Source organism: Ornithinicoccus halotolerans (assembly GCF_009602535.1).
GTDB lineage: Bacteria > Actinomycetota > Actinomycetes > Actinomycetales > Dermatophilaceae > Ornithinicoccus > Ornithinicoccus halotolerans.
Genome location: NZ_WIQI01000020.1, coordinates 14,656 through 38,080 on the forward strand (window position 1 = coordinate 14,656; position 23,425 = coordinate 38,080).

General features: G+C 74.0%; 22 protein-coding genes. 11 read left to right on the forward strand and 11 right to left on the reverse strand.

All coding sequences use genetic code 11. The features are described 5' to 3' along the window. Positions 1-25 precede the first annotated feature (25 nt). Genes GFJ45_RS06050 through GFJ45_RS06065 form a run of 4 tightly spaced genes read right to left on the reverse strand, consistent with a single transcriptional unit; the run spans position 26 to position 4,930 of the window. Entirely contained in the window at positions 26-1,288 is a 1,263-nt protein-coding gene (locus tag GFJ45_RS06050) for a substrate-binding domain-containing protein (protein WP_153395193.1), read from the reverse strand. Then, a complete protein-coding gene (locus GFJ45_RS06055) occupies positions 1,285-2,376 on the reverse strand; it encodes an ABC transporter permease (RefSeq protein WP_153395195.1) in 1,092 nt (363 codons plus the stop codon). Before GFJ45_RS06055 ends, GFJ45_RS06050 begins: the two co-directional genes overlap by 4 nt. After that, on the reverse strand, positions 2,373-3,401 hold the full coding sequence (locus GFJ45_RS06060; protein ID WP_153395197.1) for an ABC transporter permease: 1,029 nt from the start codon (positions 3,399-3,401) through the stop codon (positions 2,373-2,375). Before GFJ45_RS06060 ends, GFJ45_RS06055 begins: the two co-directional genes overlap by 4 nt. Then, on the reverse strand, positions 3,398-4,930 hold the full coding sequence (locus tag GFJ45_RS06065) for a sugar ABC transporter ATP-binding protein (protein WP_153395199.1): 1,533 nt from the start codon (positions 4,928-4,930) through the stop codon (positions 3,398-3,400). Before GFJ45_RS06065 ends, GFJ45_RS06060 begins: the two co-directional genes overlap by 4 nt. Before the next feature lie 96 nt (positions 4,931-5,026). Between GFJ45_RS06065 and GFJ45_RS06070 the strand changes: the two genes are divergently transcribed. From GFJ45_RS06070 to GFJ45_RS06085, 4 genes are all read left to right on the forward strand, one after another. Continuing rightward, positions 5,027-6,205, forward strand: a complete 1,179-nt coding sequence (locus GFJ45_RS06070; protein WP_228386579.1) for an ROK family transcriptional regulator — start codon at positions 5,027-5,029, stop codon at positions 6,203-6,205. 59 nt (positions 6,206-6,264) lie between these two features. Then, the gene (locus GFJ45_RS06075) at positions 6,265-6,759 is read left to right on the forward strand and encodes a MarR family winged helix-turn-helix transcriptional regulator (RefSeq protein WP_228386581.1); all 495 of its coding nucleotides are present in this window, start codon (positions 6,265-6,267) and stop codon (positions 6,757-6,759) included. Continuing rightward, complete coding sequence (locus GFJ45_RS06080; protein ID WP_153395203.1) at positions 6,756-8,063, forward strand: MFS transporter; 1,308 nt, start codon at positions 6,756-6,758, stop codon at positions 8,061-8,063. Before GFJ45_RS06075 ends, GFJ45_RS06080 begins: the two co-directional genes overlap by 4 nt. Before the next feature lie 66 nt (positions 8,064-8,129). Next, positions 8,130-8,714, forward strand: a complete 585-nt coding sequence (locus GFJ45_RS06085; RefSeq protein WP_228386583.1) for a GNAT family N-acetyltransferase — start codon at positions 8,130-8,132, stop codon at positions 8,712-8,714. A 6-nt stretch (positions 8,715-8,720) separates the two neighbouring features. Here GFJ45_RS06085 and thpD read toward each other — a convergent pair whose 3' ends face one another. From thpD to GFJ45_RS06120, 7 genes are all read right to left on the reverse strand, one after another. Continuing rightward, entirely contained in the window at positions 8,721-9,614 is an 894-nt protein-coding gene (thpD, locus tag GFJ45_RS06090) for an ectoine hydroxylase (protein ID WP_153395205.1), read from the reverse strand. Positions 9,615-9,777: 163 nt separating this feature from the next. After that, positions 9,778-11,112, reverse strand: a complete 1,335-nt coding sequence (ectB, locus tag GFJ45_RS06095; protein WP_153395207.1) for a diaminobutyrate--2-oxoglutarate transaminase — start codon at positions 11,110-11,112, stop codon at positions 9,778-9,780. Positions 11,113-11,189: 77 nt separating this feature from the next. Next, positions 11,190-11,708 carry a diaminobutyrate acetyltransferase gene (gene ectA / locus GFJ45_RS06100; RefSeq protein ID WP_228386585.1) on the reverse strand — a complete coding sequence of 173 codons (519 nt, stop codon included), beginning with the start codon at positions 11,706-11,708 and terminating at the stop codon, positions 11,190-11,192. A 253-nt stretch (positions 11,709-11,961) separates the two neighbouring features. Then, positions 11,962-13,005, reverse strand: coding sequence for an ATP-dependent 6-phosphofructokinase (locus tag GFJ45_RS06105; protein WP_153395209.1), 1,044 nt, complete (start codon positions 13,003-13,005; stop codon positions 11,962-11,964). Positions 13,006-13,048: 43 nt separating this feature from the next. Next, the gene (locus GFJ45_RS06110; protein WP_153395211.1) at positions 13,049-13,720 is read right to left on the reverse strand and encodes a CPBP family intramembrane glutamic endopeptidase; all 672 of its coding nucleotides are present in this window, start codon (positions 13,718-13,720) and stop codon (positions 13,049-13,051) included. Between the two features lie 74 nt (positions 13,721-13,794). Next, positions 13,795-14,064: a DUF1905 domain-containing protein gene (locus GFJ45_RS06115; RefSeq protein WP_153395213.1), complete on the reverse strand. Its 270-nt coding sequence runs from the start codon at positions 14,062-14,064 to the stop codon at positions 13,795-13,797. 70 nt (positions 14,065-14,134) lie between these two features. Beyond that, positions 14,135-15,121 carry a hypothetical protein gene (locus tag GFJ45_RS06120; protein WP_153395215.1) on the reverse strand — a complete coding sequence of 329 codons (987 nt, stop codon included), beginning with the start codon at positions 15,119-15,121 and terminating at the stop codon, positions 14,135-14,137. A 56-nt stretch (positions 15,122-15,177) separates the two neighbouring features. On the opposite strand from GFJ45_RS06120, the gene GFJ45_RS06125 reads away from it, so the two are divergent. From GFJ45_RS06125 to GFJ45_RS06155, 7 genes are all read left to right on the forward strand, one after another. Next, positions 15,178-15,666 (forward strand): DUF6328 family protein, encoded by a 489-nt coding sequence (locus tag GFJ45_RS06125; RefSeq protein WP_153395217.1) that lies wholly within the window; start codon positions 15,178-15,180, stop codon positions 15,664-15,666. Beyond that, a complete protein-coding gene (locus GFJ45_RS06130; protein ID WP_153395219.1) occupies positions 15,656-17,152 on the forward strand; it encodes a sensor histidine kinase in 1,497 nt (498 codons plus the stop codon). Before GFJ45_RS06125 ends, GFJ45_RS06130 begins: the two co-directional genes overlap by 11 nt. A gap of 20 nt (positions 17,153-17,172) precedes the next feature. After that, entirely contained in the window at positions 17,173-17,841 is a 669-nt protein-coding gene (locus GFJ45_RS06135) for a response regulator transcription factor (RefSeq protein WP_153395221.1), read from the forward strand. Between the two features lie 124 nt (positions 17,842-17,965). Beyond that, positions 17,966-19,174, forward strand: a complete 1,209-nt coding sequence (locus GFJ45_RS06140; RefSeq protein ID WP_153395223.1) for a glycosyltransferase family protein — start codon at positions 17,966-17,968, stop codon at positions 19,172-19,174. After that, a complete protein-coding gene (locus GFJ45_RS06145; protein ID WP_153395225.1) occupies positions 19,161-20,450 on the forward strand; it encodes a glycosyltransferase in 1,290 nt (429 codons plus the stop codon). The genes GFJ45_RS06140 and GFJ45_RS06145 overlap by 14 nt, the downstream gene beginning before the upstream one ends. After that, positions 20,450-21,634, forward strand: a complete 1,185-nt coding sequence (locus tag GFJ45_RS06150; protein WP_153395245.1) for a glycosyltransferase family 4 protein — start codon at positions 20,450-20,452, stop codon at positions 21,632-21,634. The genes GFJ45_RS06145 and GFJ45_RS06150 overlap by 1 nt, the downstream gene beginning before the upstream one ends. Before the next feature lie 11 nt (positions 21,635-21,645). Then, positions 21,646-23,425: ABC transporter ATP-binding protein (locus GFJ45_RS06155; RefSeq protein ID WP_153395227.1), on the forward strand; the 1,780-nt coding region annotated here is incomplete at its 3' end.

Genomic DNA, 23,425 nt, shown 5'->3' on the forward strand with positions numbered 1-23,425 from the left:
GGCGGGGCAGGACGGACCGGGCCGGTCACGGGATGATGCGCTCCTGCCAGACCTCGGGGTAGCCGGGCAGGTCCTCGCCGCCGAACTTGGCGTAGTGGCCGTCGGGCATGCCCTCGTTCGCGGCCAGGAAGTCGGCCCGCTCGTCCTCGCTGATCGGCTCCTGCGGCAGCACCCACTCCCGGGGCACCTCCTCGCCGGCGAAGATCTTCTCCACCGCCAGCAGCGGGGTCCGCCACTGGAAGTTGGAGTAGACCGGCGCCAGCCCGGTCAGCCCGGTGTCCTCCCACTTGCGCAGGAAGCTCATCTCGTCCTCGCCGGTCATCACCGGGTAGTCCCGTCCGGCGTCCTCGAACGCCTCGATCGCGGCGACGGCTCCGTCACCGGCGTCCATCCAGACGCCCTGCACCTCGCCGGTGGTCAGCTCATCGGAGATGATCGACTTGATCTCCGTGGGGTCGGCGCCGGTGAAGTAGTCCACCGCCTCGATCCCGGCGTCCTCGAAGATCCGCTGCGCGGCGGCCCACCGGTGCTCGAGCACGTCGACCCCGGGCAGGATCCGCAGCGCGATGACCTTGTCGCCCTCCTCGAGGTGCTCGAGCAGGAACTCGGCGGTGTCGATGCCCCACGCGTAGCCACCGATGGGGTGGATGAAAGTGGTGGCGCAGTCGGTCTCCACCCCGCGGTCGAAGACGACGACCGGCTTGCCGGTGTCGCAGGCCCGCTCGACCGCCGGGGTCAGCGCCGCCGTGGAGTTCGGCGAGATGACGAAGGCGTCACAGTTGCCCTCGGCGATGAAGTAGTCGATGTCGGCGATCTGGGCGTTGTCGTCGGCCTGGGCGTCCCGGGTCTCCATCTGGCTGATGACGCCCTCGTCCTGCAGCACCTGCAGCTGCTGGTTCATGGTGATCCAGCCGGTCTGCCGCCAGGGGTTGTCGATGGAGGCGTTGGAGAAGCAGACCTTCTGCGGGCCGTCGGCGGTGTACTCGGAGGTGTCGGCCATCTCGCCGTCGATGTACTGCAGCCACGGCTGGTCCTCCGGTCCCTCGAAGGTGGCGCTGCGCTGCTGGTCCTGCTCCTCGTAGACGGCCTGGTCGAACCACTCGTCGGAGCCGCCGCCGGCCTGGTCCTCAGCCGTGTCCTCGGCGGTGTCCCCGGCGGTGTCCTCGGCCGCGGCCGGGTCCTCCTCCGCGGGCGGGTTGTCGAGGGACTGGTCGGTCGAGCAGCCGGCGACGAGCGCCAGCGACGCCAGGGCTGCCAGGCCCCCGCGCGCGATCGTGGTACGCATCATCTCTCTCCTGTCGTTGTGCCCGGGTCGGTCTCAGCTGTGTCGGGGGCGGCGGGCCGCCTGCGGGTGGCGCGCCGCTGCCAGGCGCGGCCGGCCACGGCGACGGCGACGATGATGATCACGCCCTGCACCGTGTCCCGCCAGGTCGAGCGCACGCCGAGGAAGGTCAGCAGGGTGAACAACAGCTCCAGGGCGAAGGCGCCGGCCGCCGCGCTCAGCGCCCACCCGCGGCCGCCGCCCAGCACCACGCCGCCGAGGACCACGGCGGTGATGGCGGTGAACTCGTAGCCGCGGCCCACCGAGGGGTGCACGCCGGCGTAGCCGACGAGGATGATCCCGGCCACGGTCGCCGACAGCGCCGACAGAACGAAGGCGCGGGTCTTCAGCCCCCACACCGACGCGCCGGCCAGCCGGGTGGCCTCGGGGTTGTCACCGACGGCGACGAGGGTGCGGCCGAACGGACGGGTCTGCAGCCAGGCGGCGCCGACCGCCAGCACGGTCAGGATGAGGGCGGGGTAGGGGAGGACGCCCACCACGGGGACCCCCTCGATGCCGCCTCGGCCGATCTGCCGGAAGGAGTCGACCGGGTTGCCCTGGGCGGCGCCGCCGGTCCACCACAGCACGAACCCGGAGAGGGCGAGCATGGTGCCCAGGGTGACGATGAAGCTCGGCACCTTCAGCCAGGTCGTCGCCAGCCCGTTGACGACGCCGATCAGCGCGCCGATGACCAGCATCAGCAGCAGGACCGGGACCACCCGGGAGTCCTCCTGGCCGATCAGGTTGCCCGCGATCACCACCTGGGTGGTGACGACCGCGCCCATCGACAGGTCGAACTCCCCGGAGACGATGACGAAGTACTGCCCGAGCGCGGCGATCGCGATCGGGGCGGTCCGCCCCACGAACCGGATGAGGGACTCAGGCTGCCCGAAGACCGGGTTGGCCGCGATGATCGCCGCCAGCAGCAGCAGCACCAGCACGACGACACCGCCGCCGGGGGTAGCGGCCCCCCGCAGCACCCGCGCGGGCAGGCTCCCCTCCCGGGCGGGCAGGGCGGGCCGCGGCGTGCTGTCCACGACGGTCGGGGCGCTCATCGGGCCTCCTGCAGGGCGGCGTCAGTGACCGAGGGACGCTCGAACCGGGCCGGACGCCCACCGGTGCTGCGCCGGGCGTAGACCGCGACCGCGACGATGATGACCAGGCCGCGCACCACGTCCTTGAGGAACGGGTTGACGGCCATGACGCTCATCACGTTGTCCAGGACCGCGAAGATCGCGACGCCGCCGAGGGTGCCGAGCACGTTGCCCTTGCCGCCACCGAGGACGGTGCCGCCCAGGACGACCGCTGCGATCGACATCAGGTCGTAGCCGCCCTGGGACCCGATGGTCGGGCTGCCGACGCTCAGCCGCGCCAGCAGCAGCAGACCCGCGACGCCGGAGAGCAGCGAGCACAGCACGTGCGCCACCACCACCGGCGGCACCGTCTGCACGCCGGACATCCGCGCCACCTCCCGGTTGCCGCCGACCGCGTACAGGTGGTGGCCCATCCGGGTGCGGCGCAGCAGCACGATCACCAGGGCGGCGCAGCCCAGCATGACCAGGGTGGAGAGGGGCACCGGCCCGATGTGGGTGGCCCCCCAGAGCCGGAACGCCCGGGGCGCGCTGCCCGCGCTGCCCTGGTAGTTGCTGGCCAGGTAGCCGCTGATGATCAGCCCCATGCCCAGGGTGGCGATGAAGCCGTGCACGTCCAGCACCGCCACCACCAGCCCGTTGACCAGGCCGATGACGGAGGCGGTCCCCAGCGCGACGACCACGCCGAGGACCACGTTGCTGGTCTGCCCGGCCATGGCCGTGCCGGCCACCAGGCTGCACAGGCTGGTGACGTAGGGCACCGAGAGGTCCAGGCTGCCGGCCAGGATCACCAGCGTCTGGCCGATGGCGATGAACCCCAGCACGCTCATCCCCGTCAGCACCGCGGAGAGGTTCCCGGGACTGAAGAAGTTCCGGCCGGCGCTCGCGGTGAGCACGGTGCTGAGCAGGACCACCAGCAGCAGTACCAGGTAGACGATGCCGGTCGAGGTCAGTGGCACCCCCCGGGGCAGCCGCAGCGCGCCGGTCATGCGGCGCCCTCGTGGGTGTCGGCGCCCGTCGCGACGGCCAGCACCTCTTCCTCGGTGGCGGCACCGGTGAGCTCGCCGGCCAGCCGCCCGTCCCGCATCACCAGGATCCGGTCGGCCATCCCCAGCACCTCGGGGAGCTCGCTGGAGACCATCAGGACCGCCACCCCCTCGGCAGCCAGCCCGCGCATCAGCTCGTAGACGGCGTGCTTGGCCCCGACGTCGATGCCGCGGGTGGGCTCGTCCAGCAGCACCACCCGGGGCCGGATGGCCAGCCACCGCGCCAGCACCACCTTCTGCTGGTTACCGCCGGAGAGGTACTGCACCTCCTGGGCCAGGCTGCGGGCGGACACGGCGAGGGAGGACAGCGTGCCTGGCATGGCGTCCCGCGCCGCGGCCGTGCGACGGGGGAAGCTGGCCCGCACCACCCCGAGGGCGTTGTCCAGCAGGGACTGCTGCAGCGCCAGCCCGGTGGCCTTGCGGTCCTCGGTCACCAGCGCGATCCGGTGCCGGATGGCCTGCCGCGGGGTGGTGACCCGCACCGGGGCGCCGTCCAGCTCCATCTGGCCGCGGGTGAACGGCTCGGCGCCGAAGACCGCCTCGACCAGCTCGGTGCGCCCGGAGCCCTGCAGTCCGGCCAGGCCGACGATCTCCCCGCGGCGCACCTGCAGGGTGATGCCGTCGACGTACCCGTTCCCCGCGTCCTGCAGGGTGAGCCGTGGCTCGCCGGGCGTGGTGCCCGGCGCCGGGTCCGGGAAGAACGTGGTGAGCGGCCGGCCCACCATGTGCCGGACCAGCGACTGCTCGTCCAGCTCGGCGGCCGCGGCGGTGACGACGCGCTCGCCGTCCTTGAGGACGGTGATCCGCCCGCACAGGTCGAAGACCTCCTTGAGCCGGTGCGAGACGTAGAGGATCGCCACCCCGCGGGCCCGGATGCGGGCGATGATCGAGTAGAGCAGCGACACCTCGTGCTCGGCCAGCGCTGCGGTGGGCTCGTCCATGGAGATGAGCCGCGCGTCCTGGCCGACCGCCTTCGCGATCTCGACCACCTGCTGCTCGGCGACCGAGAGCGAGCGGGTGACCCGCCGGGGGTCCAGCCCCTCCACCCCGAGGTCGGCCAGCAGCCGGGCCGCGTCCTCGACCATCTGGCGGGTGTCGACCAGGCCGCGGCGGCGCGGTTCCCGGCCCAGGGAGAGGTTCTCCGCGACGGTGCGGTCGGGCAGCAGGTTGAACTCCTGGAAGACGGTGGAGATGCCGGCGCGCTGGGCCTGGACGGGGTGGGTGAAGTGGACCTCCCGGCCCTCGATCCGCACCGTCCCCGAGTCCGGCTGGTGCACCCCCGCGAGCACCTTCATGAGCGTGGACTTGCCGGCGCCGTTCTCGCCGACCAGGCCGTGCACCTCGCCGGCCCGCACCGTCAGGTCGACGTCGCGCAGCACCGTCGTGCCCAGGAAGCTCTTGGTGAGTCCCTCGACCCGGAGCACCACGGCTGGTTCGGGCACCCCCGCTGCTACGTCCTCGTCGGCGCGCATGGAAGGCACTGTGGCAGAGCGCGACGACTTTTGTCGAGAGGTATCCAGAAGATGCTGTCTAGACGTGCGAAGTTCCGCCGTGGTTCACTGCACGGCGTGCGCCCCGGTGACGTTCTCGAGCTGCTCCGGGACGGCCGACCGTGGACCCGGGCCCAGCTGGCCGAGGCCACCGGGCTGTCGCGGTCGACGGTGCGTGCCCGCATCGAGGTGCTGCAGCAGCTGGGGCTGGTCACGCCCTACGGGGACGGTGTGTCCACCGGCGGGCGCCGTCCCGCGCTGCTGGCGCTGAACCCCGCAGGCTGGGTGGTGGCGGGCGTGGACGTGGGCGCCACGCACGTCCACGCCGTCCTGGGTGACCTGGCGGGCCAGGTGCTGCAGGAGGCGCGGGTCGACATGGAGGTCGCCGAGGGGCCGGAGGCGGTGCTGGGCTGGGTGACCGACGCGGTGACCAGCATGCTGGAGCGGCAGCGCCGCGGGCTGGCGGAGCTGGCCGCCGTGGGCCTGGGCCTCCCGGGCCCGGTGGAGCACTCCACCGGACGCCCCAACAACCCGCCGATCATGCCCGGCTGGGACCGGTACGACGTGCCGGGGGCACTGCAGCGGACGCTGCCGGTCCCCGTGCTCGTGGACAACGACGTCAACATCATGGCGCTCGGCGAGCAGCAGGTGCACCTGCCGCACGTGTCCGACCTGGTCTTCATCAAGGTCGCGACCGGCATCGGGGCCGGCATCATCTCCGGCGGCGCGCTGCAGCGCGGCGACCGCGGCACGGCCGGTGACCTGGGCCACGTGCGGGTCTCGCGCGGCACGGGCGTGATGTGCCGGTGCGGCAACGAGGGGTGCCTGGAGGCGGTCGCGGCCGGCCCGGCGCTGGCGGACCGGCTCCGGGAGGCGGGGGTGCCGGCACGGACGTCGCAGGACGTCGTGGACCTGGTGCGGGGCGGTGACCGGACCGCGGTGCAGGTGGTGCGGGAGGGCGGCCGCGACATCGGCGAGGTCGTCGCGTCGCTGGTCAACATCGTCAACCCCGCGGTCGTGGTGATCGGGGGACGGCTCGCGGAGGCCGGGGAGCACCTGCTGGCGGGTATCCGCGAGGTGGTGTACCGGCGTTCGCTTCCGCTGGCCACCCAGCACCTTCGGGTGATGCCCTCCGGCGCGGGCGCGGAGGTCGGCGTCCGGGGTGCACTGGCGATGGCGACCGGGCACGCGCTGTCCCCCAGCGCGATCGAGCAGGCCAGCCAGCGGCTGGGCGGCGGGGTCGCGGCCGGCGCCTGAGCGGCGCCCTCACCGCGGCCGCTGCCACCGATATCTGACAGTGCTGTTATATTGCCGCGGTGACCGCTGCCGCCGATCCCACCACCAGCAGCACGCTGCGCCCGCTCAAGCAGCTGCTGGACCACATGGAGGAAGAGCTGTCCTCGCTCTACGACGAGCGGGGGATCACGGCGGTGCGGCCACGCTTCAGCATGGTGCTCATCCGGCTGGCGCACCAGGGACCGATGACGGTCCGGCAGCTGGCCGAGGCCACCGGCCGTACCCACTCGGCCGCCAGCCAGACGGTTGCCGCGATGCGACGGGAGGGGCTGGTCACCAGCGCGCCCGGCGACGACGCCCGCACCCGCCGGGTGGTGCTGACCGGCGCCGGACGCGAGCTGGTGCCGTGGCTGGAGGACGAGTGGCGCGCCACCGAGGCGGCGTGGGAGGAGCTGGAGCGGGAGGTCCCGTACCCGCTGAGCCAGGTCGTGCGGGACCTCCAGCAGGCGCTGGCCCGGCGCGGGTTCCGCGACCGGGTGGACGCTCACCTGGCCCCGTCCCGGGGCCAGCAGTGAGCCCGCGCCGGCACCTGCTCGACGTGCGCCCGCTGCGGTCCAGCGCGCCGTTCCGCCGGCTGTGGCTCGGCAGCTCCCTCAGTGCGCTCGGCCAGCAGGTGACCACCGTCGCCGTGCTCTTCCAGGTCTGGGAGCTGACCGGCGACCCGGTCTGGACGGGGGTCCTCGGGCTGGTGCGGGCGGTACCGCTCATCGTCTGCGGGCTGCTCGGCGGCACCTGGGCCGATGCGGTCGACCGTCGCAAACTGGTCCTGCTGACCACGCTGGGCCAGCTGGTCGCCGGCGCCGGCCTCGCCCTGCAGGCGGTGCTGCGGGTGGAGTCGCTGGTGCTGCTGCTGGGGCTGGTCGCGGTGATGTCGGCCTGCGGCGGACTGGGGGCGCCGGCGAAGCGCACCTTCGTGCCGCGGCTGCTGCCCGCCGACCTGGTCGCGGCGGGTGTCGCGCTGCAGATGCTGGCCTTCCAGGTGGCCATGCTGGTCGGCCCGGCGCTGGCAGGAGCCGTCATCGGCTGGTGGGGGCTGACCGTCTGCTACCTCCTCGAGACCGTCACTGCCGCGGTCTCGCTGTGGGCGGTGTGGCGGCTGCCCGCCGTCCCGGTCGCCCGCGGGCAGGGCGCCGGGTGGCGAGCCACGGTGGCGGGGGTCCGGTTCGTCACCCGGCGCCCGGTGCTGCGCGGGCTGATGGTGACCGACCTGGTGGCGACGCTGACGGCCATGCCGATCGCGCTGTTCCCGCTGGTCAACGAGGAGCGTTTCGGAGGTGACCCGCAGGTCCTCGGGCTGCTGCTGAGCGCGATCGCCGTCGGCGGCACCGCAGCGGGGCTGCTGCTGTCGGGCGCGGTGACGCGCGCCCGCAGGCTCGGCCGGGTGCAGTTCGTGGCCGCCGGCGTCTGGGGGCTGGGCCTGACCGGGTTCGGCCTGGCCGGTCAGCTGTGGCTGGCGCTGGCCACGCTGGCCGTCGCCGGGGCCGCGGACACGCTGTCGGTCACCGCCCGCGGGGCGATCGTGCAGCTGGCCACGCCGGACAGCCACCGTGGCCGGGTCTCGGCGGTCGACCACGTCGTGGGTGCGGCCGGCCCCGACGTCGGCAACGCCCGGGCCGGGTTCGTCGCGGGGCTGACCTCGGCCCCCGTGGCGCTGGTCAGTGGCGGCCTGGCGTGCGTGGTCGGCGTGGTCTGGGTGGCCCTCAGCAACCGGGAGCTGCGCCGCTACGAGCAGCCCGCCGGATCGGCCGCGCAGACCGCTGAGGCGGGTGCCGCGGAGGCGCACGACCAGATCGACCGGACGGGCGTGAGCAGCCACTGACCGCGGCAGCCACTGCCGCCGGGGCAGCGTGCTGCGCGCCGTCGCCGGTTGTGGTGTGCTCGGGGAGTGGACCAGCGGACGATGCCCGACCGGATCAAGACCGAGCGGCTCGCCCTCCAGTCGTGGTCCGAGGACGACGCCGCCGACGTCCGCGAGCTGTGGGCCGAGCGGGACACCCGGTCGGCGCGCCGCATCGGGGCGGACGGCCGCCCGACGGTGAGCGACCTGCGGTCCTCGCTGCGCAGCGACCTGGCCGAGTCGCAGCGCAGCGGGTTCCGGCTGTATGCCGTGACCAGGAAGCCCGCGGGCGACTTCATCGGCTATTGCGGCCTGGTGGTGGGCCGGGGGACTCCGGCCGAGCCCGAGCTGGCCTTCGAGCTCATCCGCCGGGTCCACGGGCGCGGGTACGCGACGGAGGCGGCCGGGGCCGTCGTCGCGGCCGCCGGCGCGGCGGGCTGGGCCCGGTTGTGGTCCACGGTCCGGGTCTGGAACGCACCCTCGTTCCGGGTGCTCGAGAAGGTCGGGTTCACGCGCACCGAACGGGTCGAGCAGGACAGCGACCTCGGCGACCTGGTCTGGCTGGTCCGCGAGCTCGACGCAGTGCCGGAGCGGGGCCGGGCACCCGCAGGTGCCCGGCCCCGGCAGGACTGACCGGCCTCAGCCCACCGGCTCGACCTCGCGGGCGCCCAGGAAGGCCGGGCGCGGCGCGGGCGCGGCGAACGGCTCGCCGCAGGCGTTCTCCACGCTGTTGAACACGATGAAGACGTTCGAGCGCGGGAACGGGGTCACGTTGCCGTTGGAGGCGTGCATGCAGTTGCTGTCGAACATGATGGCGCCGCCGGCCTTGCCCTCGAGCACGTCGATGCCGTACTCGTCGGCGAACCGGGTCAGCGTCTCCTTGTCCGGCGTGCCGGCACCCTGCATCACCAGCGAGGACTTGTAATTGTCCTCCGGGGTCTCACCGACGCAGGAGACGTACTGCTGGTGGGACCCGGGCATGATCATCAGCGGCCCGTTGAAGGAGTAGTTGTCGGTCAGCGAGATCGAGATGCTGACCGCCCGGGGCGTGGGCATGCCGTCCTCGGCGTGCCAGGTCTCGAAGTCCGAGTGCCAGGAGAACTCCTTGCCCTCGAAGCCCGGCTTGAAGTTGACCCGGCTCTGGTGGATGTACACGTCCGAGCCCAGGATCTGCCGCGCCCGGCCGACCACCCGCGGGTCGGTCGCGATGCGCCGGAACAGCGGGCTGCTCTTGTGCACCTCGAAGATGCTGCGCACTTCCTGGGACTTGGCCTCGACCACGGTGCGCTCGTCGGCACGCACCGCGGGGTCCAGGGACAGCCGGCGCAGCTCCTCCCGCATCTCGGCCAGCTCCTCGGCGGTCACCAGCTGGTCGATGAGGACGTAGCCGGTGTCCTCGAAGTGCTGCAGCGCGCCCGCGTCGAACGGCCCGTCCGCGGCCGTCCCGTGCACCACCTTGTCCTGGCGCGGCATCACGCTCGGCTCGCTGGACAGTCGGGTGGGATAGGCGTCCGTGGTGGTCGTGATCGTCATTCGCTCGCCTTCCGTTGGGTGGTGATTTCCTCTCTTTGCAGGCAGCCGGCGTAGCCGCTGGGGGCCGAAGTCGTGCCGGCTGCGGTCCTCGGGGAGCAGAAACCGGGCGACCCCTGCCGCTCGGCAGGGTGCCCGGTTCCCGGCTCGGGTGGGTGGGTGCTGGTCAGGAGGCGGCGGCCGCCTTCCGGGAGTCGCCGACCACCGCACGGGTGGCCTGGAGCAGGATCCGCACGCCCTCGGCCATCTCCTCCTCGGTGATGGTCAGCGCGGGCATGGCCTTGAGGACCTCGCTCTCGGGGCCGGAGGTCTCCACGAGCAGGCCGCGCTCGAACGCTGCGGCGGCCACCTGGCCGGCGGTGTCGGTCTCGGGGAAGGCCACCCCGGAGAGCAGGCCGCGCCCCCGGAGCTGGGCACCCTCGACCGTCGCGGCCATCTCGGCGAGGCCCGCTCGCAGCTGCTCGCTGCGGGCCTGCACCTGCCGCTGGAACGTCTCGTCGGCCCAGAACGTGCGCAGCGCCGCGGTGGCGGTGACGAACGCCGGGTTGTTGCCGCGGAAGGTCCCGTTGTGCTCGCCCGGCTCCCACAGGTCCAGCTCGGGCTTCATCAGCGTGATGGCCATCGGCAGGCCGTAGCCGGAGATGGACTTGGACAGGCAGACGATGTCCGGCTCGATGCCGGCGTCCTCGAAGGAGAAGAAGGTGCCGGTCCGCCCGCAGCCGGCCTGCACGTCGTCGACGATGAGCAGCACGCCGTGCCGGCGGCACAGCTCCTGCAGCTGGCGCAGCCACACGGCGCGGGCGGCCTTGAGGCCACCTTCGCCCTGGACGGTCTCCACGATGACGGCGGCCGGGGTGGCCAGGCCGGAGCCGCTGTCGCTCCAGACCCGGTCCAGCCACATGAAGTCCGGGGTCTCACCGTCGAGGTAGTCGTCGTACGGGGCCGGGGTGGCGTGGTACAGCGGGGTGCCGGCGCCGGCACGCTTCATCGAGTTGCCGGTCACGGCCAGCGCGCCCAGCGTCATCCCGTGGAAGGCGTTGGTGAAGCTCACCACGTCCTGGCGCCCGGTGACCTTGCGGGCGATCTTCAGGGCGGTCTCCACGGCGTTGGTGCCGGTGGGTCCCGGGAACTGGATCTTGTAGTCCAGGTTGCGCGGGGCGAGCACGACCTCGTCGAAGGCGTGCAGGAAGTCCCGCTTGGCGGTGGAGTAGGTGTCGAGCGAGTGGACGACGCCGTCGCGGGCGAGGTAGTCCAGCAGCGCCTGCTTCAGCACCGGGTGGTTGTGCCCGTAGTTGAGGGCACCGGCACCGGAGAAGAAGTCCAGGTAGCGGCGGCCGTCCTCGGTGTACTGGTGGACGCCGCGGGCGACGTCGAAGACGGCGGGCCAGTTGCGGCAGTAGCTGCGCACGACGGACTCGCGTGCGTCGAAGATCGCGGTGGCGCCGGTCGGGTCACTGCCCGGAGGCGTGGTGGTGCCGGTGTGCTCGGTCGTGGCGGTCATTCGGTGAGTCAGCTCCTTTGGCTGGTGATCGGTGGTCGGTCGCGGCCCCCGTCCCCCCGCAGGTGCCGCCCGGGGGGTCAGTCGAGGCGCCCGATCCGGTAGAGGCGCTCCGGGTCGTGGTTGTCCGGGAAGTGGTCGGTCGTGAACAGCTCCGACCGGGTGACCTCGGCGTCCCTGCCGTCGGCGAACTTGGTGAACAGCCCGATCGAGGCGGCGTTGTCGTCGGTGATCGTGGTCTCCAGCCAGCGCACGTCGGGGATCCGGTCGACGAGCTCCTCCAGCATGCTGCGGGCGATGCCTCGCCCGCGGTGGTCGTCGTCGACGGCGACCTGCCACACCATCAGCGTGTCGGGCGTCTCCGGCCGGGTGTAGCCGGTCACGAACCCGCCGGGGCGGCCGTCGACCTCGGCCAGGATCGAGGTACTCGCGAAGTCGCGGCACCACAGCAGGTAGGAGTAGGAGGCGTTGACGTCCAGCGTCTCGGAGTCCCGCGCGATGCGCCAGAGCTCACCGCCGTCGTCCACGGTCGGCTCCCGGAACGTGACCGGAGAGGAGTGGGTCGCTGGGCCAGTGGGGGTCAGGAGTGCGCTGCTCACGTCTCTCGACGTTAACGAACCAGGCTCACAACTCAAGCCCGATCGGCCCTATTCCGCCTGTCTGCCGGTGCTGCGGCCCGGGCGCGTCCCGCTGTCTGCGGTGGTCAGTCCGGCGATTCGCGCCTGGCCCCGAGCGAACAAATTCGCCGTGTGAGCATTGTCACATTCCAGCCCGATCGTGCCTGCTCGTCGGCTTGCGGCGGCTCCAGGAGGCGTCGACACGGGGCCGCGACGGGGTCCGGGCGGCGCAAAATCAACCGAACAGGATGGCGGCCTCGTCGTACCGGGTCCGGGGCACCGACTTCAGCTCGCTGGTGGCGTCCCGCAGCGCCACGGTGTCGATCTCGATGCCCTTGAGGGCGACCATGGTTCCCCACGCGGCCTGGGTGACGACGTCGACGGCGGCGGCACCGAACCGCGTCGCCAGCACCCGGTCGTAGGCCGTCGGCACCCCGCCGCGCTGCAGGTGCCCCAGGGTGGCGCAGCGGGTCTCGATCCCGGTCGCCTGCTCGATCATCGGCGTCAGCGCCTCGCCGATGCCGCCGAGGCGGGGCCGGCCCAGGTGGTCCACGCCCCGCGGGTTGACGATGCCGCTGCCGCCGCCGGTGCTGTCCCGGTCGAGGGAGAAGCCCTCGGCGACCACGACCACCGGGGCGCGGCCGCGGGCCTGGGCGGACCGGACCCACTCGACGATGCGCTCGAAGCTGATGGGGATCTCCGGGATCAGCACGGCGTGCGCCCCGGAGGCCAGGCCCGCGTGCAGCGCGATCCAGCCGACGTGACGACCCATCACCTCGACCACCATGCAGCGGTGGTGGGACTCCGCGGTCGTGCGCAGCCGGTCGATGGACTCGGTGGCGATCGCGACGGCGGTGTCGAACCCGAAGGTGTAGTCGGTCGCAGACAGGTCGTTGTCGATGGTCTTGGGCACCCCGACGATGTTGACGCCCTCCTCGTGCAGCATCCGGGCCACGGTGAGGGTGCCCTCGCCGCCGATCGCGATCACGGCGTCCATGCCGTGCTTGGCCATGACCTCCTTGACCCGGTCGGCGCCGCCGGCGCCTTCCTCGAACGGGCTGGTCCGCGAGGTCCCGAGGATGGTCCCGCCCTGCCGGGACAGGCCGCGCACCTGCTTGCGGGGCAGCTTGTGCACCTTGTCGGCGACCAGCCCCCGGAAGCCGTCCTTGACGCCCAGGAAGGAGTGGCCGTAGATGTGGTCGCCCTTGATCACCGCGCCGCGGATGACGGCGTTGAGGCCGGGGCAGTCACCGCCGCTGGTCAGGATGCCGATCTTCACAGGGACAGTGTGTCGGCCGCTGAGCCACCACCGGAAATCCGGGTCAGCCGAGCAGCCCCAGCACCGGCGGCAGCAGCAGCGCCATCCCGACCGTCCAGGTCACGTGGGTGAGGGCCGGGGCCAGCACCCCCCCGCTGACGCGGCGCTGGACACCGGTCAGGACCGCGAGCACGAAGGCGGCCAGGATGAGCATCGGCTGCCCGGTCGCGGCCGTGGCCAGCGTGTAGACCACGGTCGTCGCCGCCACCGGACGCCACCGGCCCAGCGCGTCGTACAGCGCCCCGCGGAACATCAGCTCCTCGCCGACGCCGCCGATGACCAGCACGGGCACCAGCAGCCACCACGGCTGGCTGGCGCGCCGGTCCACGACGACCTCGAGGGAGTCGCCGGCCACCGGCAGGTGGGCCAGGAGCACCGCCCCGGCCAGGGTGAGCGCGACCGCGACGACGCCCACGACCAGTGGCGCCAGCAGTGGGGGCCCGCCCGGCCCGGGCTCCCCCGGCCGCCGCAGCCGGCCCACCGGGACCGGCCCGGACAGCAACCCGCCGACGCCCCACACGCACGTGGCCAGCAGCGCCAGAAGCAGCCAGGTCTCGTCCCCGACCGGCTGCCGCAGTGCCACGGCCAGCAGCAGCGTGCCCGCCGCGAGGGTGGTCGGCAGCACCACCCGGGACGGCATGCGGACACCGGGCGGCTGCCCTGGGGAGGCCGACATGGTCTCGCACCCTACTGGCCCGCCGGAACGGCTCCGGGGTCGCGGTCCCGCCGGACCGGGCCGGCCTGGGCGGCTCAGCCTTGGATGCGCTCCTGCAGGTGGACCCTGATGGTGTCCCCGGCCTCCTTGCCGATGGCCCGCCGCACGTCGGCCTTCACCGGCAGCTTGTGGGTGCCGTCGCCCATCGCCATGAACGAGCTGCGGAACGGGTACCCGTCCATGGTGCCCCTGACCTTCACCCGGCCCCGGGTCCCGAGGACCCGCACCGACTCGGGCCAGACGACGTAGGTCCAGCCGCCTTTCGCCGGGCTCTTCTCCAGCCGTGCCGTGAACCGCGCGTCCATGGGTTCTCCTCGTGCGTCTGTCGTCCCCCGGTATCGACCTCCGCGGGGCGGGATTCTCATCGCCAGCCCCTCAGCCTCGGCCGCCGAGCGCCTGCTCGGTGGCGGTGACCTCGTCCTGTGCCGCGGCGTGCTGGGCACGCAGGTCCTGCTGCTCGCGCTCGAGCCCGGCCAGCTCGGTCGCGGCCTCGTCCCGCTCGGCCACGGTCTGCTCCAGCCGCTGCTGCGCTGCCGCCAGCGCCGCCTCGGCGTCGGTCACCTGCTGCTCCCGCTCGGCCAACCGCTCCCGGGCCTGCTCGGTCCGCCCGTCGAGGACCGCCACCTGCTCGTGCAGCTCCTCGGCGGTGCGCCGCAACCGGGTCAGCACCCGGGCCAGCGGGCTGTCCTCCTCCGGGGCGGACTCCGGCTCCGGCTCCGGCTCCGACTCGGGCTGTGGCTCGGGCTCGGGCTGTGGCTCGGGCTCCGGCCCGGCCTCGGGCTCCTCGCCGGCGCCACCGTCCAGCCGCCGCAGCACCGTGCCGGTGCCGGTGCGCACCACCGCGTCGGAGATGTCCACCTCCCCGAACCCGGAGTAGCTCAGCGCCCGGGTGAGGGTGCCCGACCAGGCGGCCTCCTCGGCGCTGGCGTCGGCCAGCGCCGCCACCCCGGTCTCGCGCACCTCGTCAGCGGTCGCCCCGGTCACCGGCTGGCCGGATTCCTGGGCCACCTCACCGGCGGCGTCGCGCAGCCGCGTCAGCGCCTCGTCCCGCTCACCGCGCAGGTTCGCCAGTCCCTGGGCGTCCAGGGAGGCCTGCGCGTGCCGCATCCGGGCGCCGACGTCGCGCATCCGCGCCACGGTCTCCGGGTGCCGGCGCGCCACCTGGTTGACCAGCCAGGCAGCGACGGTGGGCTTGCGCATCGCCTGCAGCTGCCGCGCCCGCTCCCGGTCCTTCTCGCTGCGGGCCTGCTTGACCAGCCGGGTGCGGGTCGGGACGAAGTCGGCCAGCGGCGCTGCGTAGAGCTCGTCGGCAGCGCGGGCCAGGTCCCGCGCGCCGGCCTGCTCCGCACGCTCGACCGCCACGGGGCCATGCTGGCACGGCTCGACCACGCCGGTACGGCGACGGCAGGATGGGGGCCATGAGCTCAGCAGCCACCCCGCGGCCCCACGAGGGGGAGACCGAGGACCAGCGGCTGGACCGCAACTGGGGCGAGCTGCTGCAGGAGCTGCGCGTCGCCCAGACCGGTGTGCAGATCCTCACCGGCTTCCTGCTGACGCTTCCGTTCGCCGCGCGGTTCACCGAGCTCAGTACCTACCAGCACTACGTCTACCTCGCCGTGCTCGCCGGCTCGGTCCTGTCCACCGGCCTGCTGGTCGCGCCGGTCGTCTACCACCGGCTGCTGTTCCGCCACGGGCTGCGGACGTGGATCGTGGCCCAGGCCCACCGCAGCACCACCGCCGGCCTGGCGGCACTCGGGCTGACCATCGTCGGGGTGGCCTTCTTCGTCTTCGACGTCGTCCTCAACCTCACCGCGGCCTCGATCGCGGCCGGGCTGACGTTGCTGTTCTACCTCCTGGTGTGGGGCCTCGGCCCCGCCCGGCTGCGTTCGGCGGCCCGTGCCCGCTGAGCCGGCGGCGCCGCCCCGTCCGGGCCGGGGCTGGTCGGTCCGGTCGCGGGTGCTGGCGCTGGTGCTGGCCTTCATCGTGCTGGGGCTCGCCGTGGCCGGCGCGGTGACGTTCACCGTCCAGTTCGCGGCGGTGGAGGACCGGATCGAGGCCGACCTGCGCCAGGAGATCGAGGAGCTGGAGCAGCTGGCGCTGTCCGGCCCGGACGGCGACGGGGAGCCCTACCAGGACCTGGACGAGCTGTTCGTCGCCTACCTGCAGACCTCGGTGCCCAACGAGCACGAGTCGATGGTGACGCTGGTCGACGACGAGGTCGACTACGTGCCGGGCGGCGCCCGGCCGTTCCAGCTGGAACGGCCCGAGGTGCTCCAGGTGGTCCGCGCCGTCCGGGTCGAGGCGGCCACCACCTACGCCCGGATGGCCCTGGACGGGCACGACCTGCGGCTGACGGTCGCGTCGGTCTCCCTCGCCGGGGACGACCGGTCCGGCACCCTCGTCGTCGGTGTCGACGCGGCCCCCGTCCGCGACCAGGTCGAGGGATCGATCCGCACCTACCTGCTGGTCGCCGCCGTCACCTTGGTGGTCACCGCCACCGTCGCCCACGTCGTCACCGGCCGGTTGCTGCGGCCGCTCACCGACCTGGGGCAGGCGACCGCCGCCATCGACCCGGACGACCTCACCCACCGGGTGCCGGTGAGCGAGACCGACACCGACGTCGCCCGGCTGGCGGCCGCGTTCAACCGCATGCTGGACCGGCTCGAGGCCGGGTTCGTCGAGCAGCGGCAGTTCCTCGACGACGCCGCACACGAGCTGCGCACCCCGCTGACGATCATCCGCGGCAACCTGGAGCTGCTGGAGGCCGGCGATCCCGAGGACGTCGCGCAGACGCGGGCGCTGGTGCTGGAGGAGATGGACCGGATGCAGCGCCTGGTCGACGACCTGCTGCTGCTGGCGAAGTCGCAGCGACCGGACTTCGTGCGGCCGGCCGAGCTGGACGTGGCCACCCTCACCGACGAGCTGCTCGACCGGGTCCGGCTGCTCGGGGACCGGGAGTGGCGGGTCGCGGCCCGCGCCGACGGCGCCGGTGCCGCCGGCCCCACGGTCCGCGCCGACCGGCAGCGGCTGCAGCAGGCGGTGGTGCAGCTGGCCGCCAACGCGGTGAAGTTCAGCGACCCGGGAACCCCGGTCACGCTGGCCACCGCGTGGTCACCGCCCGATGCCCAGGTACGCGCGCAGCTGGCGGAGCCGGCGAGCCGCTACCTGGTCGTCTCGGTGGAGGACCAGGGGGTGGGTCTGGAGCCGGACCAGGTGGACCGAGTCTTCGAGCGGTTCTCCCGGCTGGAGCAGGCACGACCGGTCGAGGGGTCGGGGCTGGGGCTGTCCATCGTGCTGGCGATCGCCCGGGCCCACGGCGGCACCGTCACCGTCGACTCGGTGCCGGGGGTGGGGAGCACGTTCCGGCTGTGGCTGCCCGCGCCGGGCGGCTGACCTCGTGTGATGCTGTGGCCGTGACCACCATCCTGATCGCCGAGGACGAGGAGCGGATCGCCCGGTTCATGGAGAAGGGGTTGCGGTCGGCCGGCTACGGCACCCACGTGGTGACCGATGGGGTGAGCGCGCTCGAGCACGCCGCCAGCGGCGACTACGACCTGCTGGTGCTGGACGTCGGGCTGCCCCGGATGGACGGGTTCATGGTGCTCAAGGTGCTGCGCTCGATGGACCACCACCTGCCGATCGTGATGTGCACCGCCCGCGACGCGGTGGAGGACACCGTCGCCGGGCTGGAGGGTGGCGCCGACGACTACCTGGCCAAGCCGTTCCGGTTCGAGGAGCTGCTGGCCCGGATCCGGACGCGGCTGCGGCCCGCCCAGGGAACCGGCGCCACGACCGTGCTCGAGCACGGGGGTCTGCGGCTGGACCTGACCACGCGGCTGGCCAGCGTGGACGGCCGCGACGTGCAGCTGTCGGCCCGCGAGTTCGCGCTGCTGCGGGAGTTCCTCGAGCACCCGCAGCAGGTACTCTCCCGCGAGCAGCTGCTGTCGCGGGTCTGGGGGTACGACTTCGACGGCTCCTCCAACGTCGTGGACGTGTACGTGCGGTACCTGCGCGGCAAGCTCGGCGCCGAGCGGCTGGCCACCGTCCGTGGTGTCGGCTACCGGCTGGTCACGCCTGGGTGACCCGCGGCCCCGCCGCGCATGAGGAAGCTCTCACGCGCTGCTCACCATCGCCTCATCCCGGGCTGGTCCACTGGTCTGTACGCCGCGAGAGCCGCGGCGAGCACGACGGACACGGAGGTGGGCGATGTCGGTGCCACATCGTGAGCAGCCACTGCGGGTACTGCTCTACAGCCACGACTCGCAGGGGCTCGGGCACCTGCGCCGCAACCTCGCCCTGGCGCACTCCCTCGCCCGCCAGCTGCCCCGGCTGGCCGGCCGTCCGGTCACCGGGCTGCTGCTCACCGGGCTGGCCCACGCCGGCTCCGCCGCGCTGCCGGACGGGTTCGACGTCGTCGTGCTGCCGGGGCTGCGCAAGGGCCGGGACGGGTACGCCCCGCGCCACGTCCGGGTGCCCATGACCGACCTGCTGAAGGTGCGTGGGCAGATGCTCTCGGGCGTCGTCGACGGCTTCCGCCCCGACCTGGTGGTCATCGACCGGCACGCCCACGGCGTCGACGGTGAGCTGCGGGCCGCGCTGACCCGGCTGCGGGTCAGCCGCCCCCGCGCCCGGGTGGTGCTGGGACTGCGCGACGTGCTGGACTCCCCCGCCGTCGCCGCGGCCGAGTGGGAGGCGCTCGGCGGCGCGGAGGCGCTGCGTCCGGGGCTGGACGAGATCTGGGTCTACGGCGACCCGGCCGTCCACGACGTGCGCCGTAGCGGCGAGCTCCCGTGCGGCCTGCAGGACCTGGTCCGCTACACCGGCTACCTGGCCACCGGGCGGCACTGGCAGCCCGAGCCGGAGCCGAGCCCGACCCCGACCGTGGTCACCACCGTCGGCGGCGGGGGGGACGGCGTCGCGCTGTGCCGGGTCGCCGCGCAGGCGCCGGTGCCGCCCGGGCACCGGCACCTGGTGGTCACCGGCCCACAGATGCCCGACCACCACCGGCGAGAGGTGGAGCTGCTGGCCGGGGCCCGCACCGAGGTGGTCGACCGCGTCCCCGACGGCTTCGCCACCGTCCGCGGCGCCCGCGCCGTGGTGGCGATGGCCGGCTACAACACCGTCACCGAGGTGCTCGCCACCCAGGTGCCGGCCCTCCTCGTCCCCCGCGAGCGCCCGCGGCGCGAGCAGCAGCTGCGCGCCACCGGCCTGGCCGCCGTCGGCGCGGTGGAGACCTGCCCGCAGGACCAGCTCACCCCGCAGCGGCTCGGAGCCTGGCTCGCCGGCGCGGTCGGCCGCTCGGTCGACCGCTCCGCGCTGGACCGGCGGGGCCTGCCCGCGGTGGCCCGTCGTGCGGCCGACCTGCTCACATCCTCGTCCGTCCCCACCCAGGAGGTGTCCGGTGTCGCCGGCTGACCCGTCCCACCACCCCGCGCCCGGTGCCGAGCGCACCGGCTACGTCGTGAAGGTCTACCCCCGGTTCTCGGAGACGTTCGTGGTCACCGAGCTGCTGGCCCGCGAGGCCGCCGGCGAGCAGCTGGCGGTGTACGCGCTGCGCCCCACGACCGACGCCCGGTTCCACCCCCAGATCGCGCGGGTCGCTGCCCCGGTGAGCCACCTGCCGCGACCGGCCAAGCTGACCGAGGGGTGGGCGGTGCTCGCCCGCGCCCAGGCCGAGCTGCCGAGCTTCGCCGAGCGGTTCGCCCGGTTGCTCCCGGCGACCGCGCGGATGGACGCCTCCGACGTCGTGCAGGGGGTCGACCTGGCGCTGCGCGTCCGGGCCGACGGGCTGACCCACCTGCACGCCCACTTCGCCAACGCCGCCGCGCGGGTGGCGCACGTCGCCTCGGCACTGACGGGGATCCCGTACACGGTCACCACCCACGCCAAGGACCTGTTCCACGCCGACGTCGACCAGCGGTTGCTGGACCACCTGCTCGACGGTGCCGCGCACGTGGTGGCGATCAGCGACTACAACCGCCGCTTCCTGCTGCGCGACCGGCCGCACCTGGCCGACCGGGTGGTCCTGGTGCGCAACGGGCTGGACCTGACCCAGTTCCGCTACACAGCACCCGGCCCGGCCGACCCGACGCGGCCGCTGCGGGTGGCCGCGGTGGGCCGGCTCGTGGAGAAGAAGGGCTTCGCCCTGCTGGTCGATGCCGCCGCCCGGCTGTCCGCCGAGGGGCTGCACCTGCAGGTGCGGATCGCCGGGGACGGTGAGCTGCGGGACGACCTGGCGCTGGCGGTCGCCGCCGCCGGGCTGGCCGACAGCGTGCAGCTGCTCGGCCCCCGGAGCCAGGATGAGATCCGGGAGCTGCTGGCGTGGGCCGACGTGCTGGCCGCTCCCTGCGTGGTCGGCGCCGACGGCAACGCCGACGGGCTGCCCACCGTGCTGCTGGAGGCGATGGCCTGCGGCGTGCCGGTGATCGCCTCCGACGTCACCGGCATCCCCGAGGCGGTTCGCCCCGCCACCGCCGCGGCCCCGGGCACCGGGCTGCTGGTGCCTGCGGGCGACGTCGCGGCGCTCGCCGCTGCCCTGCGCACGACCGCCGAGCCCCGCTTCGACCGGGCCGGCACCGCGCGCTGCGCCCGGGCGCTCGTCGAGGCCGAGTACGACACCGTCCGGCAGTCCCGCCTGCTGGCCGCCCTGCAGCGCCCGGCAGCCGAGCCGGTCGCGAAGGTGGCCTCGTGATGCGCGTCGGCTACGTCTGCGCCGATCCCGGTGTGCCGGCCTTCGGGAGCAAGGGCGCCTCGGTCCACCTGCAGGAGATCGTCCGCGCCTTCCGCCGCAGGGGCGCGGAGGTCCGCCTCTACTGCACCCGCACCGGCGACCTGGTGCCGGCGGACCTGGCCGACCTGCCCGTGCACCGGGTGCGCGTCGGCAGGCCGGACCCGGACCTGCCGTTGCCCGAGCGCACCGCCGCGCGGGAGGTCGCCCAGGCCCGCGCCGCCACCCGGCTGGCCGAGCAGCTGGCGGCCGACGGCGCCGACCTGGTCTACGAGCGGTACTCGCTGTTCTCCACCGCCCTCGCCCAGGCCACCGCCGCGCTCGGCGTCCCCGGCGTGCTCGAGGTGAACGCGCCGTTGGTCGAGGAGCAACGCACCCACCGTGACCTGGTCGACGCCGACGGCGCCGCTGCCGCGCTGCGCACCCAGGTCGCGGCGGCCGGCGCGGTCGCCTGCGTCTCCACGCCGGTCGCGCGGTGGGTGAGCGCCCGCACCGGCCGCCGCGACGGGGTCGTGGTCGTGCCCAACGGCGTCGACCCCGACCGCGTCCGACCGCAACCCGCCGGTCGCCGCGAGGACCGCCCCACTGTGGTCTTCGTCGGCACCCTCAAGCCCTGGCACGGCGTCGACGTCCTGCTCGAGGCGGCGGCCCGGGCTCGCACCCCGTGGCGGGTCCGGCTGGTCGGCGACGGTCCGGAGGGTCCCGCCCTGCGGGCACAGGCCGCCCGGCTGGGTCTGGACCTCGACCACCGTGGCGCCGTCGCCCCGGCCGAGGTGCCGGCGGCGCTGGCCGGTGCGCAGGTGGCGGCCGCCCCCTACCCGCTGCAGCGCGGCGGTGGCGGCACCGACGGCCAGTACTTCTCGCCACTGAAGGTGGTCGAGTACGCCGCCGCCGGACTGCCCACCGTCGCCTCGGCCGTGGGCCAGCTGCCCGAGCTGGTCATCGACGGGACGACCGGGCTGCTGGTGCCGCCCTCGGACCCCGCGGCGCTGGCCGCGGCGATCGACGCGCTGGTCGCCGACCCGGCCCGGGCCCGTGCCATGGGTGCCGCTGCCCGCCACCGCGCCGAGACCGTCCACTCCTGGGAGGCGGTGCTGGAGCGGTCGCTCGCGCCGCTGTCCGCCGCCACCCCCGACCGGGTCGCCTGAGGAGGTCAGCCGTGTCCACCACCACCGCGCTCCGCCCCTCCGCGCTGCGCCGCACCCTCGCCCTGCTGACGCCCCACCTGGGCGGGCAGCACCGGTTGCTGGCCGGCGGTGGCCTGGCGCTGCTGCTCGAGGTCGTCTTCCGGGTCCTCGAGCCGTGGCCGGTCAAGCTCGTCGTCGACGCGGTCACCCGCTCCCTGGGCGCGGACCTGAGCGAAGCCGGCCCGGCCGCGTCGGTGCAGGTGCTGCTCGCCTGCGCCCTGGCGACGGTCTCGATCGTCGGGATGCGGGCGCTGAGCAACTACCTGGCCACCGTCGCGTTCGCGCTCGCCGGCTCCCGGGTGGCGACCGCGCTGCGGCAGCGGGTGTTCGCCCACGTCACCCGGCTGGACCGCCACTACCACTCCCGGGCCCGCTCCGGGGACGTGGTGCAGCGCGTCGTCGCCGACGTCGGCCGGCTGCAGGAGGTCGCGGTGACCGCCGGCATGCCGCTGGTCGTGAACGTGGTCACGCTGCTGCTCATGTCGGCGGTGATGCTGTGGCTGGACGCCGCGCTGGCCGTCGTGGTCGTGGCGACCGCGGCGCTGTACTGGCTGCTGTCACGCAGCTCCACCTCGCGCATCACCGACGCCTCCCGGCGCACCCGCCGGGCCGAGGGTGACCTGGCCAGCCTGGCGCAGGAGACCATCGGCGCGATGCCGGTCGTGCAGGCCTACGGGCTGGAGCCGGAGATGGAGCGCCGGTTCGGCGGCAGCAACGCCCGGTCCCTCAAGGACGGCGTGAAGGCCCGCCGGCTCGCGGCCGCGCTGGAGCGGCGCACCGACGTGCTGGTCGGCGTCGCCACGGCGGTGGTGCTGCTGCTCGGCGGCTACCGGGTGATGGCCGGGGCGATGACCCCCGGCGACCTGGTCATCTTCCTGACCTACCTGAAGACGGCGCTGAAGCCGCTGCGGGACCTGGCCAAGTACACCGGCCGGATCGCCCGCGCCGCCGCGTCCGGGGAGCGGGTCGCCGACCTGCTGGAGGTGCAGCCCGGCATCACCAGCCCCGCGACCCCCTGGCCACTGGCCCCCGGCGCGACGACCGTCGAGCTCGAGGACGTCCACGCCGACTACGGCGACGGCGTGCCGGTGCTGCGCGGGATCAGCCTCCGGATCGCCCCGGGCGAGCGGGTCGCCCTCGTGGGGCCTTCCGGCTCGGGCAAGTCCACCGTCACGGCGCTGCTCACGCGGACCCTGGACCCGAACCGGGGCGCGGTACGGCTCGGCGGGGTCGACGTGCGCAGGCTGGCGCTGCCCGAGCTGCGCCGGCAGGTGGCGGTCGTGCTGCAGGAGTCGGTCCTGTTCAGCGGCACCATCGCCGACAACATCCGCTACGGCCGGCTCGACGCCACCGCCGAGGAGGTCCGCCGGGCCGCCCGGCTGGCCCGCGTCGAGGAGTTCGTGCAGCGGCTGCCCGACGGCTACGACACCGTCGTGGGGGAGCGCGGCGCCACCCTCTCCGGTGGCCAGCGGCAGCGGATCGCCGTCGCTCGCGCGTTCCTGCGCGACGCCCCGGTCGTCGTCCTCGACGAGGCCACCACCGGCCTCGACGCCGACAACGCCGGCGCGGTGCGGGACGCCGTCGCGGCCCTCACCCGCGGCCGGACCACGCTGGTGGTCACCCACGACGAGGAGACCGCCCGCGGCTGCGACCGGGTGGTCCGGCTCGAGCACGGCCGGCTCACCGAGGACGGGCACGAGGTCGGCCACGAGGACGGTCCCGGCCGCCCGCGCCGCCCGGCGGACGCCCTGG